Here is an 18,926-nt window from a genome sequence, read left to right on the forward strand (position 1 = left end):
GCCACACAAGCCGGGCGCAACCGCGCGTTCACGCGGCCCGACGGGTCCGCTGTCGGCGTCAGCCCGGAACGGCCAGGGGTGGAGCCACGGTTCGGCTCCACCCTCTGGCCCGTTGACCGCATGTTGCCGGTCAGTACTCGTCGTAGAACCCTCGCTGGTCGCCGTACGTGCCGAGCTTCCGGCACTCGGTCTCGTCGACCTTCAGCGGGCGGTCTTCGAGGATCTCGCGCGCCCGCGCCACGCCGAGGCTCGTCGCGTACCAGGGCTCGTTCCGGTCCTCCAGCCGGCCCGCGATGCCGACCAGCGCACAGGAACGCTGCGGTTCCGGCAGCGTGTCCAGTGCCGGAACGGCGTCGGCCGACAGGTCCTGGAAGTAGTGCACGTCAAGCTTCCCGGTACTGCCGTAGCGCGCCACGTTCTGCTGCGCGACCAGCCCGTCCGGCGAGATCAGGCCGAAGGCCAGCACGGCCGCCGCCGCACTCGCGGCAACCGCGCGCGGCAGCCAGCGGGACCCGAGCATCCCGGCCGCCATGATCAGTACGATCACCAGGCCCAGCCACAGCTCGACCGCCGCCACGGAGATGCGCAGCCTGGTCAGGCCGTACGCATCGACGTACAGGTCCATGCGGCGCAGCGCGGACGCGACGACGACCAGGGTGAGGACGCACAGAGTGCCGAGCACCGAGCGGACCAGGGTTCGGTCGCGGTCTCCGCCGCGCGGGGCGAAGCGCAGGGCGAGGGCGATGACCAGGAGGACCAGCAGGGTGGCCCAGAGCAGTTGCCAGAAACCCTGCCGCGCGTACTCGGCGTACGACAGTCCGGTCTCGCTGAGCACCTTGTCGTAACCGCCGAACAGGACGGCGAGCTGGACCGCGATGAAGGCCGCGAAGAGCAGATTGAGCACGACCAGCGGAAGTGCCCACTCCGCTCGGCCGCGGGCACGCCCGGGACGTATCTCGAGCCGGTCCCAGCGCATCGGCGCGGCAGCGGTGCGGGCGGCGGCGAGCGCACCCAGCAGGCCGACCGCGAAGAGGAATGTCCGCCAGGGGCCGTCCGCGACGGAGACGTCGGGGCTGAGGCCGCCGAGCAGATCGGCGAAGGCGGCGTCCGCGGAGGCGAAGAGCGCGCCGAAGACGATCAGCAGTACGACGGCGACAAAGGTCGTACGCACCATGGGCGCCCAGCGGCCGCGGGACACTTCCGCCCGCTCGCGCAGACCGCGCCAGGCCCACGCCGTACCGGGGCCGAGTGAGCCGAAGATGCCCAGGGAGCCGGCGAGGACGCCGGCCCAGGTCCGGTTGCCGTGCAGGGCGAGCGAGCCGAGCGCCAGCGCGGAGATGCAGGCGAGGAACGTCGGCCAGCCCGCGTCGCGCAGCGCCGGAATGGCCAGCAGCGCCAGGCCGCCGACGGCCCAGACGAGCGTCCAGGGGCGCAGGCGGCGACCGGCCGCCTGAGCGGCGAAGTACGCGGCGACCGCGGCCGGTACGGCTACGACCAGCAGGTTCAGGCCCAGCCCGTCCCCGAGCAGCAGGGCGCTGAGCAGGGCGGTGGCCAAGGCAGCCACGAACGTGGCCGGACGGATTCTGGCCGGTGGCTCGGGTCGTACGTCGGTCAGCCACTTCGGGGGGCCGGCCGGTTGCCGCGGTGCGGCGGGTGGCGGCGGCCAGGGATGGTGGCGCTGGGGCTGTGTCGCCCTGCTGTGCTGCTCCCGGTACGACATCGTCGCCGGTGGCTGCGGAGCTGTGTCCTGCGGCGCGGGTCCCGGACCGTTGCCGCCATCGGACTGCTCGGGCGGTGCGGACGGCGTGGATGAACTGGACGGCGTGGACGGTGCGGATTGCTTGGATGGTCTGGATGGCGTGTCGGACACGGGACCCCCTCCCGACCGGGCGGGGAGACGGCAGGGTGCCGCTGCCGGAGCCCGGTGTCTCGTCGGCGCCCGCCCGACATGATCAACAGGGCGGCGTGGCCCGTCAGACTAGCTCTGACGCACCCGGTCGGCGCCGCCAGGAGCGGGCTGTGGCAGGACCGTGACAGTCACGGAACCCCGCCGCGACGGGCGACCGGCCGAGACGCCACGAGGCTGCCGAAGCCGGGCGCCGGCCAACGACATGTCGCGGGCGACGTAGTGCCAGGGCGGCATCACACGGCCCGTGTCACACGAGGCCGCCGTCACGCGAGGCCGACATCGTGCGGGCCGGCGCCATGCGAGGCCGACATCGTGCGGGTGGACATCGTGCGGGCCGGCGTCATGCAGGGCCGACATCATGCAGGGCCGGCGTCACGCGAGGCGGCATCATGCGGCCCGGCGTCAGATCGTCTGCGCGGGAATCCATCCGGGCAGCTCTTCCGTCCGCTCCAGCCAGGCGGCCGGCGGGGCTCCGGCCTTCCCCGCGGCGACGACTCCGCCGAAAATGGCGCAGGTGGTGTCCACGTCGCCGCCCACCTGCGCGGTGACCCAGAAGCCCTGCTCGAAGTCGCCGAGCGCCCGGGCGGCCGACCAGAGGGCGAACGGCACGGTGTCGTGCGCACTCGTACGCCGTCCACAGCCCAGCACCGCGGCCACTGTCCCGGCGTCGCCGTAGTCCAGCATGTCGCGGGCGCGGCGGAGCCCGGCGCCCACGGCGCTGCGCGGTACCAGCGCGATCACGCCGTCGAGCAGCCCGGTCGGCGTCGGCGGCCCTGCCGGATCGGCGGCGAGCGCGGCGGCGGCCGCCACGGCCATGGCTCCGACCACGGCCTCACGGTGCTGATGCGTGACGTACGCCGAGATCTCGGCCTGGTGGGTGGCCTGCTCGGGGTCGTCCGCGTACCAGGCGCCGAGCGGCGCGATGCGCATCGCCGCGCCGTTGCCCCAGGAGCCCTGGCCGTTGAAGAGCGCCGCCGCGAGCTCGCGCCAGTCACCGCCCTCCCTGATCAGCCGGAGCATCCGGTTGACGGCGGGGCCGTAGCCGCGGTCGAAGTCGTGATGATCGGCGAAGGAACGTGCAAGCGCGTCCTGGTCGATACGGCCGTGTTCGGCGAGCACGGCCAGGATTGAGCAGGCCATTTCGGTGTCGTCGGTCCACTGCCAGGGCGCGGGCGGCAGCTCGCGACTTCTGAGCAGCGGATAGTTCGCGGGTACAAAGAACTGGGAGCCCAGGGCGTCTCCCAGGGACAGCCCACGCAGGCTGGCCAGGGCGCGTTCGAGGCGCCGGACGGTGGAGGAGTCAGCGGTCATCGCTCCGCCACTCTATCCGGACAGCCGTACGGCTCGGGAGCCCTCCAGCGCTGGAACGGCCGGTCAAGGGTGTAGCGCCCGTCCTTCCCCAGCAGCAGTGTCCGGGTTTCGCCGTTGCCCGGATTGCACAGCGATTCGAAATCCGCCACCGTCCAGTGGAACCAGCGCATGCAGAACAGCCGCATGGTCAGACCGTGGGTGACGAGCAGCACGTTCGGCGGGTGGTCGGGCGCCTCGAAGCTCCGGTACAGGCTCTCCAGGAAGGCCCCGACGCGGTCGTACACGTCGGCCCCGGACTCCCCTTGGGCGAATCGGTAGAAGAAGTGCCCGTAGGCGTCCCGATACGCCTTCTGCAGGCGTACGTCGTCCCTGTCCTGCCAGTTTCCCCAGTCCTGCTCACGCAGCCGCGGCTCCTCCCGTACCCGCACGCGGTTCGGGTCGAGCCCGAAGGCGGCGAAGGTCTCATGCGTGCGGCGGTACGGCGAGACGTAGGCGCTGACCCGCTCTTCGCCGAAGAGTTCACGCAGGTGCGCCCCCACTTCCTGGGCCTGACGCAGACCGGCTTCCGTCAGTCTGAGCGCGTGGTCGGGCTCACGCTCGTACACCGAGTCGTCGGCGTTTCCCTCCGACTCCCCGTGCCGGACCAGTACGATGCGCCGCGGTCGTGCCATGCCGAAACCCTAGAACGTGAGATCGGATGCGGCTCAGCCGGGTAACCGCCCAGCCTCCATCCAGCGTATCCGGCCGTTGAAACGCCTGCGCAGCAAGCGGTCGCCCTCGACCTGGCCGGCGAGGACGACAGGACCCCGCCGGACACCGGCAGCCTCGAAGGAGACCTGCGCGCCCTCGCCCGCGAGGTGACCGACTCCTTCAGCGACCCGGCCGCGGCCGCCGCGACCGCCGCCGCCCGGGCCGGTGCGTACCGGAGCGCCCGTGCGGCGTGATCACACCGTCCAGGCCGGATCCAGCTGAACGACCGCGCCGGCGATTTCGGCCACATCGGCATCAGTCTGCGCACGCAGCGAAAGACGCTCCACCCGCTCGGCGCGGTACTTTCCGTGCTCGGCGGCGGAGTGCCACATCGACAGCACCAGGAACTCATTGCCGGGCGCCTCGCCGAAGAGCCCGCGCAGCATGCCCGGCGACCCGGCCATCGCCGGATTCCAGACCTTCTCCTGCATCAGCGAGAAATGCTCGACCCGGCCCTCATGCACCTTGCAGTGCGCGACACGGACCACATCGGCGTCGGTGAACCGAGGCTCGAAGCCCGTCTTGACGTCGAACCGGTAGTCGAAGAGCCCGACTTGGATGTTCTTGTACGTACCGGACTGTGCGGCAGCGAGCCGGTCGTGCGAGCGCGCCATGAACGAGTCGTAGAACGCGCGGCTCTCCCAGAAGGAAAAGATGTGAGCCACGCCCGGCCGCTCACGGCTCCAGCCACCGCCCTGCCCCCGGAAACCCGGTTCCCCCAGCAGCCCCGCCCACTTCCGCTGCCCCCGCTCGAAACCCCGACGGTCGATCACTGTGCAGCGAATCCACTTGACCAGCACCGCGCCATCGTACGGCCAGGAACACGCACCCGCTCACGCCCGCGGCGCACTTCACCACGACGATGCGGCGCAGCCCGACTCCCCTGTCAATGCGCCCAGTTGCGCCACATGGGAAGCTCCCGGCTCAGTGCCGAAAAGCTACACGCACCGCGCCGTCACAAACGATCAGCGTGCGAACGCCGCACATCAATGCGGTTTTCATCGGCGAACAGGGCGGAACAGGCCTCGACGCCACCCGAGTTGTCGGTGCTCGGGGCTAGCCTGGTTCCAGGTGCAATTCGCACAGCTCGCGCCGGTGGGATCCGGCCGGGTTCCGAGGGAGGGGAAGACCGGTGGGCAGTCTCAACAAAGGGGTCGGCAAGGTCGAAGTGACGCTCAGGTGGGACCCCACCCCCCTGGGCGAACCGGCCCACGACCTCGACATCATCGCCGCGACGTACGCCGCGGAGGACCCGTACGGCAGCCCCGCGTACGTCGTGCACTTCGACAGCCGCTCGCCGGACGGCACCATCACCCTCAACAGGGACAGCCGAGACGGCCAGGGCTTCGGTTTCGACGAGGCCATGACCCTGGAGCTCGACCGGCTGGCGCCCGCCTATGCCCGGGTGGTGGTGGGCATAGCCATCCAGCAGCGCGGGGGAAGGACGACGTTCGGCGAAATAGTCAATACGGGCTTCCGCATCCGTGAGGGCTACACCGTGCTCGCTGAGAACGACTTCGCCGACGTGTCCGCATCGACGGCCGCCACCATCGCCGAGTTCACCAGAAACGCCTCGGGCGGCTGGGAGTTCCGCCAGGTCGTCCGCGGGTTCGACGCCAACCCGAATTCCTTCGCCGGAACGATGGGAAGCAGCCTGACCTGACAGCCGTGCGCGCCCGGAAACGCCGAAGGGCGGCGAGCCCGTCAGGCCCGCCGCCCCTCTGTTCCTCAGTGTGTGTGCCTACTGGCCGCAGATCAGCTGCAGCCGCTGGTCGAGCCGCAGCCCTCGCAGATGTAGCAGCTGCCCGCACGCTGCATCTTCGTACCGCAGGAGAAGCACAGCGGCGCGTCCGCGCTGATGCCGAGCTGCATCTCGACGAGCTCCGCCGAGGTGTGCGCCTGCTTCTGCTCCGGCACGGCCTCCACCTTCGGGGCGGCGACCGGCTTCAGCGTCTCCGTCTGGCGCGGGGCGGACTGTGCCAGACCCTCGACGTCGATGTCGACGTCGCTGTCCTCCATCGACGGCTCGTACGAACCGGTCTCCAGGTGACGCTGACGCTCTTCGGCGGAGTGGATGCCGAGCGCCGAACGGGTCTCGAAGGGCAGGAAGTCCAGCGCCAGGCGGCGGAAGATGTAGTCGACGATCGACTGCGCCATCCGCACGTCCGGGTCGTCCGTCATGCCGGCCGGCTCGAAGCGCATGTTCGTGAACTTCGAGACGTACGTCTCCAGCGGAACGCCGTACTGCAGACCGACCGAGACGGCGATCGAGAAGGCGTCCATCATGCCCGCGAGGGTCGAGCCCTGCTTGGACATCTTCAAGAAGACCTCACCGAGACCGTCGTCCGGGTAGGAGTTGGCGGTCATGTAACCCTCGGCCCCACCCACCGTGAAGGAGGTGGTGATCCCCGGGCGGCCCTTGGGAAGGCGCTTGCGCACCGGGCGGTACTCGACGACCTTCTCGACCGCGGCGCGGATCGTCTCCTCGGTCTTCGCCGTGACCTCAGCCTTGACGTCCTTCTTCTTGGCGGAGAGCGGCTGGCCGACCTTGCAGTTGTCGCGGTAGATCGCGAGCGCCTTGACGCCCATCTTCCACGCCTCGAAGTAGACCTCTTCGACGTCCTCGACGGTGGCCGTCTCCGGCAGGTTCACCGTCTTGGACAGCGCGCCGGAGATCCACGGCTGGATGGCCGCCATCATGCGGACGTGGCCCATCGCGGAGATGGAACGCTCGCCCATCGCGCAGTCGAAGACCTCGTAGTGCTCCTGCTTCAGACCGGGGGCGTCGATCACATTGCCGTGGTCGGCGATGTGGGCGACGATCGCCTCGATCTGCTCCTCCTGGTAGCCCATGCGACGCAGCGCCTGCGGCACCGTGCCGTTGACGATCTGCATCGAGCCGCCGCCGACCAGCTTCTTGAACTTGACCAGCGCGAGGTCGGGCTCAAGGCCGGTGGTGTCGCAGGACATCGCGAGACCGATGGTGCCGGTGGGCGCGATGACCGAAGCCTGCGCGTTGCGGAAGCCGTTCTTCTCGCCGAGGCGCAGCACGTCCTGCCAGGCCTCCGTGGCAGCGGCCCAGATCGGCGAGTCCAGGTCGTCCACGCGCGGGGCGGTGGCGTTGGCGTCGGAGTGCTGCTTCATGACGCGCTTGTGCGGCTCGGCGTTGCGGGCGTAGCCGTCGTACGGGCCGACGACCGCGGCCAGCTCGGCGGAGCGCCGGTACGACGTACCCGTCATCAGCGAGGTGATGGCGCCGGCGAGCGAACGGCCGCCGTCGCTGTCGTACGCGTGACCGGTCGCCATGAGCAGCGCGCCGAGGTTGGCGTAGCCGATGCCCAGCTGACGGAAGGCGCGGGTGTTCTCACCGATCTTCTGGGTCGGGAAGTCCGCGAAGCAGATGGAGATGTCCATCGCGGTGATGACGAGCTCGACGACCTTGGCGAAGCGCTCGGACTCGAACGACTGGTTGCCCTTGCCGTCGTCCTTGAGGAACTTCATCAGGTTCAGCGAGGCCAGGTTGCACGAGGTGTTGTCCAGGTGCATGTACTCGCTGCACGGGTTCGACGCGGTGATCCGGCCGGACTCGGGGCAGGTGTGCCAGTTGTTGATGGTGTCGTCGTACTGAATGCCGGGGTCGGCGCAGGCCCAGGCGGCCTCGGCCATCTTGCGGAAGAGCGACTTGGCGTCGACCTCCTCGATGACCTCACCCGTCATACGGGCGCGGAGGCCGAACTTGCCGCCGGTCTCGACCGCCTTCATGAACTCGTCGTTCACACGGACCGAGTTGTTGGCGTTCTGGTACTGGACGGAGGCGATGTCGTCGCCGCCCAGGTCCATGTCGAAGCCCGCGTCACGCAGCGCGCGGATCTTCTCCTCTTCCTTCACCTTGGTCTCGATGAAGTCCTCGATGTCGGGGTGATCGACGTCGAGCACGACCATCTTGGCCGCGCGGCGCGTGGCGCCGCCCGACTTGATCGTTCCCGCGGAGGCATCGGCGCCGCGCATGAAGGAGACCGGGCCGGACGCGTTGCCGCCGGAGGAGAGGAGCTCCTTGGAGGAGCGGATACGGGAGAGGTTCAGGCCGGCGCCGGAGCCGCCCTTGAAGATCATGCCCTCTTCCTTGTACCAGTCGAGGATCGACTCCATGGAGTCGTCGACGGCCAGGATGAAGCAGGCGGAGACCTGCTGCGGCTGGGGCGTTCCGACGTTGAACCAGACCGGCGAGTTGAAGCTGAAGATCTGGTGCAGGAGCGCGTACGCCAGCTCGTGCTCGAAGATCTCGGCGTCAGCGGGAGAGGCGAAGTAGTTGTAGTCCTCACCGGCCTTCCGGTACGTCTTCACGATCCGGTCGATCAGCTGCCGCAGACCGGTCTCGCGCTGAGGCGTACCGACGGCCCCGCGGAAGTACTTGCTGGTGACGATGTTGACCGCGTTCACCGACCAGAAGTCGGGGAACTCGACGCCACGCTGCTCGAAATTGACCGAGCCGTCGCGCCAGTTGGTCATGACGACGTCACGACGCTCCCAGACCACCTCGTCGTACGGATGCACGCCGGGCGTGGTGTGGATGCGCTCGATGCGCAAGCCCTGCCGAGCCGCAGCAGTCTTGGATCCCTTGGTACGGGAACCTCGTGCCGGGCCGCTCGCCGTCTCTGTCATGCCGCCTCCCATATACGTACAAAAACGCTCTGAAGTGCCCAGTTCTTCCCGGGGCACGTTGTGTGTGTCTGATGTTCCGGACGCCGCGAAAGCGGCCGGAGCAAGTCCTGTCCGCCGCCGGTCGGTCAGTCGGCGGCAGCGGCGGGCACGGGGACCTCGGGGGTCACTCCGGGCCCACGATCGCAGTCGCAGTCGCTTGCGGGTGGCCGCTCTTCGCGGAGCTCCGCGATGGCGGCCTCAAAGTCTTCGAGTGAGTCGAACGCCCGGTACACGGACGCGAAGCGCAGGTACGCGACAAGATCGAGTTCCTGCAGTGGGCCGAGTATGGCGAGCCCCACGTCGTGGGTGGTCAGTTCGGCACTTCCGGTGGCGCGCACCGCTTCCTCGACCCGCTGGCCGAGCTTGGCGAGGGCGTCCTCGGTGACCGGCCGCCCCTGGCATGCCTTGCGCACGCCAGAAATGACCTTGGTGCGACTGAAGGGTTCGGTGACACCGCTGCGCTTGATCACCATCAGTGAGGCGGTCTCCACCGTGGTGAAACGACGGGAGCAGTCGGGACACTGACGGCGCCTGCGGATCGACGTTCCGTCGTCGGTGGTGCGACTGTCGACAACACGACTGTCGGGGTGCCTGCAGAAGGGGCAGTGCATGGATCCCAACCCTCCCTCACAGCGCGACTGAATAGCCTCGGCAGCCCCACCTGGGGCCCTTCGAAGCAGCCACCAGCATAGGCGATGGCGGGCAGCCCGGCGGACCGGGGACCACAACTTGTAGGCGGCCGCGGCCATGGAACCACTAGATCTGGGGTCTGGGCGCTTTTTCACTCTCTGCGCGTGTCGCGTCGCGCACCGCAGTCCGCGCGGCGCTCCCCGCGCGGCCGACACGCTGACGACACCCCGCCACCCCTCGGCCCAGCCGCGAAGGTTACCGTAATGGCCCGAATTGCCATTCGGCTAAAAACGGCTCCTCATACACCCCACCGTGCGTTCGAGAAAGGCATTCCGCGCTTTTTCACTCGAACGTGTGTTTGGCGCAACCTTTCGAAAGCAACTACCGTTGTCCAACCAGGGAGCGAGAACATCTCGAGAGGGGCCGACGTGACCACCACCGCTGACAGTGCAACTATCACTGCCCAGGACCGATCCCAGAGCCGACTCGAGCCGGTGCATGCCATGAATGAAGCAGCCACAAATCCGGAGGGCCCCAAGCCCTCACGCTCGCTGCCCGGCCGACCTCCAGGAATCCGGGCGGACAGTTCCGGCCTCACTGATCGGCAACGCCGGGTCATCGAGGTCATCAGGGACTCGGTGCAACGGCGGGGTTACCCGCCGTCCATGCGCGAGATCGGTCAGGCGGTGGGCCTCTCCAGCACCTCTTCCGTGGCCCATCAGCTGATGGCCCTCGAGCGGAAGGGTTTCCTGCGTCGTGACCCGCACCGCCCCCGGGCGTACGAGGTGCGGGGCTCGGACCAGCCGAGCACCCAGACCACCGACACGGCCGGCAAGCCCGCCGCGTCGTACGTCCCGCTGGTCGGCCGGATCGCGGCCGGCGGGCCGATCCTCGCCGAGGAGTCGGTGGAGGACGTCTTTCCGCTTCCCCGGCAGCTCGTGGGGGACGGTGAGCTGTTCGTCCTCAAGGTCGTCGGTGACTCGATGATCGAGGCGGCAATCTGCGACGGCGACTGGGTGACGGTACGCCGCCAGCCCGTCGCCGAGAACGGCGACATCGTGGCCGCGATGCTGGACGGCGAGGCGACGGTGAAGCGGTTCAAGCGCGAGGACGGCCACGTGTGGCTGCTCCCGCACAACGCCGCCTACCAGCCGATCCCCGGCGACGAAGCGACGATTCTCGGCAAGGTCGTGGCGGTGCTGCGACGGGTGTGACACCCGCCGGACTAAGACCGGGCCCCTGGAACCCACTGCGCCGGTTCCGGGGGCCCGCTGCGTTCCGCGTCGCGGGCCGGACAGGCTCGGCCCCTACTTCCCCTCGGCCTCCGCTGCGGCGTTGATCGCGGCGAGCGAGCGGCGTACCTGGTTACGGTCCGTGGTGTACCAGAAGTCGGGCAGGGACGCCCGCAGGTAGCTGCCGTAGCGGGCATTCGCCAGCCTCGGGTCGAGTACGGCGACGACGCCACGGTCTCCCATGGCCCGTACGAGCCGTCCCGCGCCCTGGGCCATCAGGAGCGCCGCGTGCGTGGCCGCGACAGCCATGAAGCCGTTGCCGCCGGCCTCCTCGACAGCCTTCTGCCGGGCGCTCATCAGCGGGTCGTCCGGGCGGGGGAACGGAATCCGGTCCATGACGACGAGCTGGCAGCTCGGGCCCGGCACGTCGACGCCCTGCCAGAGCGACAGCGTGCCGAACAGGCACGTCTGCGGGTCGGCCGCGAAGGATTTGATCAGCTCACCAAGCGTTTCCTCGCCCTGGAGCAGGATCGGCATGCCGAGCCTGCCGCGCAGTTCCTCGGCCGCTTCTTTCGCCGCCCGCATCGAGGAGAAAAGACCCAGCGTGCGGCCACCGGCGGCCTCGACCAGCTCGGCGAGCTCGTCCATCATGTCGCCGCGCGAACCCTGGCGGCCCGGCGTCGCGAGCTGCCGGGCGACGTACAGGATTCCCTGCTTCGGGTAGTCGAAGGGCGAGCCCACATCCAGGCCCTTCCAGACCGGAACGTCTTCCCCCTCGGTTCCCTCCGGCGACAGGCCGAGCGAGGCGCCTACGCCGTTGAAGTCACCGCCGAGCTTGAGCGTGGCGGAGGTCAGGACGACCGACCGGTCGCTGAAGAGCTTCTCGCGCAGCAGCCCCGAGACGGAGAGCGGGGCGACACGCAGGGAGGCACCGTAACGGTCGTGCCGCTCGCACCAGACGACGTCGTACTCGGAACCGTTGGCGATCCGCTCCGCGACACCGTGGAGGGACTCGACGGCCGCCAGCGCCTGTTTGCGCACCGCGTCCTCGTCCTGGACGGACTTGTCGCGGGTCGAGCCGATGGCCGAGATGACGTTACGGGCGGCGTCACGCAGCGCCATGAGGGCGTACCCGAGATCCTCCGGGACCTCTTCGAGGCGCCCGGGGAGCGCGAGCTCCATCAGCCGCTCGAAGGACTCCGCCGCCGTCTGGAGCTCGTCGGCGACCTTCTCGTTGACCAGCTTGGCCGCCCGGCGGACAGCGCGGTTGACCTGCCCGGGACTGAGCTCGCCGGTCGCGACGCCGGTCACCCGTGAGACCAGTTCGTGCGCCTCGTCGACGATCAGCACCTCATGCTGGGGGAGCACGGGGGCGCCCTCGATGGCGTCGATGGCCAGGAGGGCGTGGTTGGTCACGACGACATCGGCGAGCTTGGCGCGCTCGCGGGCCGCCTCCGCGAAGCATTCCGCTCCGTACGCGCACTTGGACGCGCCGAGGCACTCACGTGAGGAGACGGAGACCTGGCCCCAGGCACGGTCGGAGACACCCGGGGTGAGATCGTCGCGGTCGCCCGTCTCGGTCTCGTCCGCCCAGTCGCGCATGCGCAGCAGGTCCTTGCCGAGCTTGCTGGTCGGAGCCGCGGCTTCGAACTGGTCGAAGAGGCCGTCCTCCTCTTCCTGCGGTACGCCCTCATGGAGCCGGTGCAGGCAGAGATAGTTCGACCGGCCCTTGAGCATGGCGAACTCGGGGCGTCGGCGCAGCAGCGGATGCAGCGCTTCGACCGTACGCGGAAGATCACGCTCCACGAGCTGCCGCTGCAGGGCCAGGGTCGCCGTCGCCACGACGACGCGCTCGCCGTGCGCCAGGGCCGGGACCAGATAGCCGAGGGACTTTCCGGTGCCGGTGCCGGCCTGGACGAGCAGGTGGGCATTGTCGTCGATGGCTCCGGCCACGGCCTCGGTCATGGCGACCTGGCCGGGCCGCTCCGTGCCGCCGACGGCGGTGACGGCGGCATGGAGGAGCTCGGGGAGAGAGGGCTTCGTCATAGCCCGTCCAGCCTACGGGGCACCACTGACAACCCGCGTCACGCCGGCGACCGCATCAGGACAGGTGGAGGGGGTTCGGGACGGTGCCGTGCACCGCGGCGTGCGGGCGGTCGGGGCGGTCGCGGTAGCCGTCGAGGTGCAGGCGGTTCCGGTTGAGACAGAGACGCTCGATCCGCGGGGTGAGCAGATCGAAGATCTCGTACCGGTCCTTGAGCTCGGGGAAGCGGGCTTGGTGCCGCAGAATTTCAGCTCGTACGAGTGACCAGAATTCATTCTCGGGAACGCCCAGTTGCTCTTCGCACAGGGGCGCCAGATAGCGGAACACCCCGACGAACAGGCCGGAATGGATGAACTGCGTGAGGAAGGCGGGAGGCTCGGTCAGCAGCACCTCGCGTACGTCGTCGGGCATGGTGTCGTGCTCGGGCAGCGGATGCGCGCTCACGTTCACGTCGTCGACGAAATCCTTGATCGCGAGGCGTACCGGAATGTCGTGGTCGTCGAAGACGACGATGGCGTTCTCGCCGTGCGGGGAGAAGACGGTGCCGTAGCGGTACAGGAAGTGCAGCAGCGGGGGCAGCATCGCGGCGAAGAGGCGCCGGAGCCACACGGCGGGCGGGATGCCCGAGCGAGCGACGAGTTCCGCGGTGAAGGCGCGGCCCTCGGGGTCGGTGTGGAGCAGAGAGGCGAGCGTACGGGCGCGCTCTCCGGGCGCCAGCCGGCCAGTGAGCGGCTCGCGCCAGATGGCGCCCAGCAACTCCTTGTACTGGTACGGAACCTCGGGGAGGCCGTCGTACAGGGGGTGCTCGACGGCGACGGAGGCGACCTCGCCCAGGAGGACCACTCCGCACTCGTCACGCAGGAACGGGTCGGCGTCGCGCAGCCCGTGCACCCAGGCGGTGACGGCGGGCGCCGCAAGGGTGCGCTCGGTGGGCAGTCCGCGCCAGACCAGCGTGTTGAGGACGGCGAGCGGCAGTTTGACCGTGTGCCGGTCGGGACGGCTCGTATTGAGGAACGTACGGATGGACTGCTGCGGCAGTCGTACGTCGCCGTCGGTGGGGAGCGGCACGATGGCGCCCTGGGCGACGGCGGGTGCGAAGAGCGGCAGGATCACTTCGTCCCACTGCCAGGGGTGCACGGGCAGATAGAGGTACCGCGCGGGGTCCAGGCCGCGGGCGCGCAGTACGGCGGCGAACGACTCGCGGGTGGGGACGTCCAGCTCGCGTGCGTAGAGGCGCTCGGGGGTGGCGAGTAAGGGGACTCCTCGGTAGCCGGCGATGTCGGTGCTGACGGCGATCCAGGGAAGGGCGGCCGGGTGACGGGCTTCGGGGGCCCAGCGGGCGGTGTCGGTGGCGGAGAGGCCGAGGCGGCCCTTGTTGAGGACGAGCCAGGGATGGCCCGTCTGGTGCCCTTCGAGCTCCGCGTACCCGAGGTCGGCGAGGCGCGCGGCGGACACGGCGGTGTGGTCGAGGCGGGCGTCGGCGGCCAGGGTGGCGCTCAGCTCGCGGATGAGGTGGCCGAGGGTGGCACCGTCGAGCGCCAGGAGGCGGCGGGCGAGGACCAGGAAGCGAAGGGGATCACCGAAAGGGCGGCCGCCGGTGCCGACGTCGGTGTCGGCCGCGGCATCGGTGTCGGCGGCGGCATCGGTGTCGGTGTCGCGCTCGCGGAGTTCGATCGTGTCGGGCTTCACGCGCCAGCTGCCGTAGGCGCCGCGCACCGCCCGGAAGGAGAGGATGCCGCCGTCGTCGAGCCGGAGAGTGTGACGGTCACCGGCGGGCTGCGGGAGCGGCTCGATGATCTCTTCGTACGCGAACTCGCCGAGCATCTTGGCGAGGAGGCGGCGGGCGGCCAGGTCCCAGGTGCCGGGTTTCAGCTCGGGTGGCGCGAGCAGCGGGAGCGAGTCCTCGAAGTCATGGGCGACGGCGGGCTTCGGCACGGGGACTCCTCGGGGTGGAACCCATTCGGGGCGAGCGGTGTATGAGAGGTAGCGGGTCGTTCACAGCAGGTTTCGCAGGGCGCGGTCGCGAACCATGAGCGCGGCTCGCTTGTCGGGGAGATCGAGCTCCGCCGAGAAGCGGAAGCCGGCCGCGAGGAAGGCGGAGACGGAGGGGGTGTTGCGAAGGTCGGGTTCGGCGACGACACGTGCGCAGGCGGGACGCTTTTCGAGTACGAGGTCGGCGACGGCTCTGAGGAGGGTGGTGCCGAGGCCGCGGCCTCGGTCCGCGACGCCACCGACGAGGAGGTGGATGCCGGTGTCGTGCGGGCGGGCCGGATAGTGGCGGGCCAGCGGGTCGAGGTCGGCGCGGTAGATCTCCCAGTAACTCATGGGTACGCCGCCCAGTACGCCGAGACAAGGTGCGCTGCGGCCGTCACCGTCGAGCTGGGTGCGCAGGTGTGCGGCGGTGACGTCCTGCGGACCCGAGAGTTCCCAGAATGCGGCTACAGCTGGATCGTTCATCCACCGGCTGATGAGTGGCAGGTCCCGCTCGATGCGTACGGGAACGAGCTGGAAGACACCCGCCGAGGTGGTGACGGCGCCCCAGTGGGCGGGGGTGTCGAGGAGGCCTCCGCCGACGGGTCCGGGGACGGTCACCGGCGCGTCGTCACCGAAGAGCGCGATGAGCTCGTCGGTGAGCCGCAGGTCGAGGGTGTCCTCGGTGCTGGATCCGGCGCGGGGAGCGGAGTTGGTTCCTGCGTCGGTGCTCGCATCGGCGGGAGGCACGGTGACGCTCCTCTCAGCAGTTCGGGTGGGACGTGTTCCGTCAGGTACGAAGGGGATTGGTGATGGTGACGTAGACGGACTGGGTGTCGACCGGGCCTTCGAGCTCGTCGAGGCCGTGCAGCCGGGTCAGCAGGTTGGCCTTGCAGCGGAGGCTGGGGGTCTCCAGCAGTTGCGCGGGCAGCGGGGAGCCGAGTGCGGCGTTTTTCCCGAGGAACTGGCGGAAGGCGGCGATCAGGACGCGTTCGTCGGCGAGCCGCTGGGCACCGAACGCTCCGATCAGGCCGAGGACGTTGTTGATGCCGAGGTAGTAGGCGAAGCGTTCGTCGGTGACGGCGTCGGGGACGAAGGTGTCGCTGGTGGCGCCGATGCCGGGGAGGCGGCGTTCGAGGTCGGCGCGGTGGGATTCGCGGAAGTAGTAGCCCTGGTTGTCGCGGTAGCGGCCGCCGACGGGCCAGCCGTCGGGGTCGAGGAGGACCAGGGTGTTCTGCTGATGGGCTTCCAGCGCGACGCCGGCCGTGCCGTCCAGCCAGAGCACCGGGCGTACGACGTGGTCGAGGTAGCGCAGGAACCATTCGGTGGCCACGGCTCCGGTGGGCCGGCCGGTCCGGGCGGCGAGCCGGGCGACGACCTCGGCGAGGCGGGAGTGCATGCCGGTCCGGCCCGGCCAAGGCCGCGGGGCGGTGAGAGCCGCGATGCAGACGGCGTCGTCGCCGGGGCCGAACGGGTTGTGACGCAGCAGGGCGTCGAGGCCGGGAATGGGTTCGCCGTCCGCCGTGTCCACGGCGAGCCAGGCCGGGTCGCGGATGATGTCGAAGCCGGGGTGGGCGGACTGCCATTGCTCGGCCAGCCCGCCGCGCAGCAGCCGGTGGACCTCGACGCCTCGGTGGAGTTCCTTGCGGAGGTTCTCACGGCGGGAGTTGGTGATGCGTACGCCGAGCGAGAGCTTGACCATGGCGGGCGAGCCGGGACGGTGCACGGTACGGACGGAGGAGGTGGGGTGCCACCGGGCGCCGTGCGGGCCGAGGTCGTGGAGGAGACCTTCTCCGAGGAGCGCCGCGACGGCGGGCCGGTGCTTGAGCTCGCGGGCCTGCCAGGGGTGCAGGGGCAGGGGGACCGTGTGGTCGGGCAGTCGGAGTCCGTCGGCCAGCCGGACGACGAGCTGCTCGACGGGGACGGCGCGGCCACGTTCGGTCCAGGCCGAGTCCGCGGCCAGTACGGACCGGTCGACGGCCATCCAGTGCAGCGGAAAGGAGCCGTACAACTCGGGTGAGTACAAGAGCGTTTCGGCCTCGGAGAGCCCCTCGCGGCTCTTGGGGGTGGGGTGCAGTGGATGCCCGAGGAGAAGGGACTGTTCCGCGCTGAGGAACAGGTCCGCCTCTTCGGACGGGCCGGGGTGCGCGCGCCGTTCGGCGATGAACCGTGCGGTGCGCCGGACGGAGTCGGCGACCCGGCCGACCAGGTCCGCTCCTTCGCGCTGCCCCGCCTCGCGGCCGAGGAGCGCGGCGACCGTGACGGCGTCGGCGGGCGGCGCCCCCTGCGGCCCGCCTTCCAGCACCGGCATGCCGAAACGGTGCCATCCGGTGGCCGACCAGTAGCGGACGGGGACGAGCAGTGCGGTGCCGCTGGTGTCGAGCGGGATGCGGAGCGTCGGTCCCAGGGGCCGGCCGAGATCTCTCTCCCGGACCCAGCAGCGCAGCAGGTTCTCGACGGCTGCCGCCTCCGCCGCCGCGTGCGGGTCGGGGTGGTCGAGCAGGTCCGCGGCCAGGCCCGCTGTCTGCGGGCGGGCACCTGGCCCCGGTGTGCGCTGTTCCCCATGGGCGCTGCCCTTCTGCCGGGGCACCTTGGGCTCGTCGACCACGAGGCGGCCGTGCGTACCGCCCTGTCCTCGGTCGTGGGGGGCGGGTCGGTCTTCGGCCTCGGACGCATCGGATGCGGGAGTGGGGTTCACGGGGGTCTTCCTTGGGACGAGGTCCGGGGTCAGTTCGACAGCCCGGTCTGTTGCCGGTGGTACGGAGAGCGTTCGGCGGCGGACAGGGCGTCGGCCAGACGGTCGAGGACCGCCGAGGCCTGTTCATCGGTGAGGGTGAGAGGAGGCAGCAGACGGACGACGCCGGCATGACGCCCGCCGAGCTCGACGATGAGTCCGCGTTCCAGACACTCCTGCTGGACTGCGGCGGCCAGAGCGGACGCCGCCGGGGGTACGCCCGTGGACGTACGGCTTTCGTCGCCGGGTGCGGCGTCGGGGTCGACGAGTTCGATGCCGATCATCAGTCCCCGGCCGCGTACGTTCCCGATGCAGGGGTGGTCGGCGGCCAGGCCCTGCAACTGGCCCATCATGCGTGCGCCGAGCACGGCGGCGCGCTCGGCGAGCCGGTTCTCGCGTACGTACGCCAGGGTGGCGGCGCCCGCCGCCATGGCGAGCTGGTTGCCGCGGAACGTACCGGCGTGGGCGCCCGGCTCCCAGACGTCGAGATCGGCCCGGTAGACCACCACGGCCAGTGGAAGGCTGCCGCCGATGGCCTTGGACAGAACCATCACATCGGGCACGATTCCGCTGTGCTCGACCGCCCAGAAAGCGCCGGTCCTGCCGACGCCGGTCTGTACCTCGTCGGCGATCAGCGCGATGGAGCGGTCCGCCGTGATCCGGCGCATCCGCCGCATCCACTCGTCCGGTGCGGGAATCACCCCGCCCTCCCCCTGCACCGGTTCAAGGATCATCCCGGCCGGGTGCGCCACGCCGCTCTTGGGATCGTCGAGAAGGTTCTCGGTCCAGCGGGCGGAGAGTTCGGCGCCGCGTTCGCCGCCCACACCGAAGGGGCACCGGTAGTCGTACGGATAGGGCAGTCGCGTCACCCGTACGTCCTGCGCACCGCCCGAGGCGTCGAGGGCGCCCGCCGTCATGCCGTGGTACGCCCCGGTGAAGGCCAGCAGTCCGCTGCGCCCGGTGGCGGTGCGTACGAGTTTGAGCGCGGCCTCGACCGCGTCCGTACCGGCCGGGCCGCAGAACTGCACCCGCGCGTTGTCGGCGAGCCCGCGCGGCAGCGTCGCGAACAGCTCAGTGATGAACGCGTCCTTGACGGGGGTCGCGAGGTCGAGCACATGGAGCGGGGCGCCGGAGTCGATGACCCCCTTGATGGCTTCCAGGACCACAGGGTGGTTGTGACCGAGGGCCAGGGTCCCGGCGCCCGAAAGGCAGTCGAGATAGCGACGTCCGTCCGCTCCCTCGATCGTCAGGCCGCGCGCACGCACGGGAACGATGGGCAGCGATCGCGCGTACGTACGGGCGGACGATTCGCGCAGCGACTGGCGTCTCAGGATCCCCTCGTGCGCGGCGCTCAGCACCGCGGCGGCAGGTTCGGTCACGGCCACGTCTGTTGGTCCTCCCGCGGTGAAACTTCCGTCGCTCGCAGTGTCTGTAAGTGCGTGCCCGTCAGGGCTGAACACCGACCCTGCGTCCCCCGTACGTACCAACGACAGTGGCGGCGGGGGATCACGGGCAATAAGAAGATCCTTACGTCGGGGGAACCGCGGCCCTGCCGCGCGCCGTCCCCATCGGCACCGGCATAGTGGGGACCGCACTCCGGCCCGGAGGTCCGCCGTCGGGGTGCACAACGTGTGCAGAGTTCGC

At 70.0% G+C, this 18,926-nt stretch carries 13 protein-coding genes and 1 pseudogene; 3 read left to right on the top strand and 11 right to left on the bottom strand.

The window, feature by feature from the left end:
* Positions 1-130: 130 nt before the first annotated feature.
* The 3 genes from J7E91_RS29475 to J7E91_RS29485 form a co-directional block, all read right to left on the bottom strand.
* Entirely contained in the window at positions 131-1,870 is a 1,740-nt protein-coding gene (locus tag J7E91_RS29475) for a DUF4173 domain-containing protein (RefSeq protein WP_308377493.1), read from the bottom strand.
* Between the two features lie 441 nt (positions 1,871-2,311).
* Positions 2,312-3,220: an ADP-ribosylglycohydrolase family protein gene (locus J7E91_RS29480; protein WP_214909743.1), complete on the bottom strand. Its 909-nt coding sequence runs from the start codon at positions 3,218-3,220 to the stop codon at positions 2,312-2,314.
* Positions 3,217-3,891, bottom strand: a complete 675-nt coding sequence (locus J7E91_RS29485) for a histidine phosphatase family protein (RefSeq protein ID WP_214909744.1) — start codon at positions 3,889-3,891, stop codon at positions 3,217-3,219. Before J7E91_RS29485 ends, J7E91_RS29480 begins: the two co-directional genes overlap by 4 nt.
* Positions 3,892-3,987: 96 nt before the next feature.
* On the opposite strand from J7E91_RS29485, the pseudogene J7E91_RS29490 reads away from it, so the two are divergent.
* Positions 3,988-4,161 (top strand): annotated as a pseudogene (locus J7E91_RS29490) (TetR/AcrR family transcriptional regulator C-terminal ligand-binding domain-containing protein); the annotation flags it as partial.
* 3 nt (positions 4,162-4,164) lie between these two features.
* Here J7E91_RS29490 and J7E91_RS29495 read toward each other — a convergent pair.
* Complete coding sequence (locus J7E91_RS29495) at positions 4,165-4,770, bottom strand: YdbC family protein (RefSeq protein WP_214909745.1); 606 nt, start codon at positions 4,768-4,770, stop codon at positions 4,165-4,167.
* A gap of 332 nt (positions 4,771-5,102) precedes the next feature.
* Here J7E91_RS29495 and J7E91_RS29500 point away from each other — a divergent pair, with 332 nt between their 5' ends.
* Entirely contained in the window at positions 5,103-5,633 is a 531-nt protein-coding gene (locus J7E91_RS29500; protein ID WP_214909746.1) for a TerD family protein, read from the top strand.
* 92 nt (positions 5,634-5,725) lie between these two features.
* Here J7E91_RS29500 and J7E91_RS29505 read toward each other — a convergent pair whose 3' ends face one another.
* Together J7E91_RS29505 and nrdR are read right to left on the bottom strand one after the other, a co-directional pair.
* Positions 5,726-8,632 carry a vitamin B12-dependent ribonucleotide reductase gene (locus tag J7E91_RS29505; RefSeq protein ID WP_214909747.1) on the bottom strand — a complete coding sequence of 969 codons (2,907 nt, stop codon included), beginning with the start codon at positions 8,630-8,632 and terminating at the stop codon, positions 5,726-5,728.
* A gap of 125 nt (positions 8,633-8,757) precedes the next feature.
* Positions 8,758-9,282, bottom strand: coding sequence for a transcriptional regulator NrdR (gene nrdR, locus J7E91_RS29510; protein WP_214909748.1), 525 nt, complete (start codon positions 9,280-9,282; stop codon positions 8,758-8,760).
* A gap of 447 nt (positions 9,283-9,729) precedes the next feature.
* On the opposite strand from nrdR, the gene lexA reads away from it, so the two are divergent.
* Positions 9,730-10,515 carry a transcriptional repressor LexA gene (gene lexA / locus J7E91_RS29515; RefSeq protein ID WP_214909750.1) on the top strand — a complete coding sequence of 262 codons (786 nt, stop codon included), beginning with the start codon at positions 9,730-9,732 and terminating at the stop codon, positions 10,513-10,515.
* A gap of 93 nt (positions 10,516-10,608) precedes the next feature.
* On the opposite strand, the gene J7E91_RS29520 is transcribed toward lexA, so the two are convergent.
* The 5 genes from J7E91_RS29520 to J7E91_RS29540 are packed head-to-tail and all read right to left on the bottom strand — an operon-like array spanning position 10,609 to position 18,667.
* The gene (locus J7E91_RS29520) at positions 10,609-12,579 is read right to left on the bottom strand and encodes an ATP-dependent DNA helicase (RefSeq protein WP_214909752.1); all 1,971 of its coding nucleotides are present in this window, start codon (positions 12,577-12,579) and stop codon (positions 10,609-10,611) included.
* A gap of 55 nt (positions 12,580-12,634) precedes the next feature.
* On the bottom strand, positions 12,635-14,512 hold the full coding sequence (locus J7E91_RS29525) for an IucA/IucC family siderophore biosynthesis protein (RefSeq protein ID WP_214909754.1): 1,878 nt from the start codon (positions 14,510-14,512) through the stop codon (positions 12,635-12,637).
* 60 nt (positions 14,513-14,572) lie between these two features.
* On the bottom strand, positions 14,573-15,298 hold the full coding sequence (locus J7E91_RS29530) for a GNAT family N-acetyltransferase (RefSeq protein ID WP_214909756.1): 726 nt from the start codon (positions 15,296-15,298) through the stop codon (positions 14,573-14,575).
* A gap of 40 nt (positions 15,299-15,338) precedes the next feature.
* The gene (locus tag J7E91_RS29535) at positions 15,339-17,246 is read right to left on the bottom strand and encodes an IucA/IucC family siderophore biosynthesis protein (RefSeq protein WP_214909757.1); all 1,908 of its coding nucleotides are present in this window, start codon (positions 17,244-17,246) and stop codon (positions 15,339-15,341) included.
* Positions 17,247-17,275: 29 nt separating this feature from the next.
* On the bottom strand, positions 17,276-18,667 hold the full coding sequence (locus J7E91_RS29540) for a diaminobutyrate--2-oxoglutarate transaminase family protein (RefSeq protein ID WP_214909758.1): 1,392 nt from the start codon (positions 18,665-18,667) through the stop codon (positions 17,276-17,278).
* Positions 18,668-18,926: the final 259 nt, after the last annotated feature.

It is taken from the genome of Streptomyces sp. ISL-99 (assembly GCF_018614005.1).
GTDB lineage: Bacteria > Actinomycetota > Actinomycetes > Streptomycetales > Streptomycetaceae > Streptomyces > Streptomyces flavidovirens.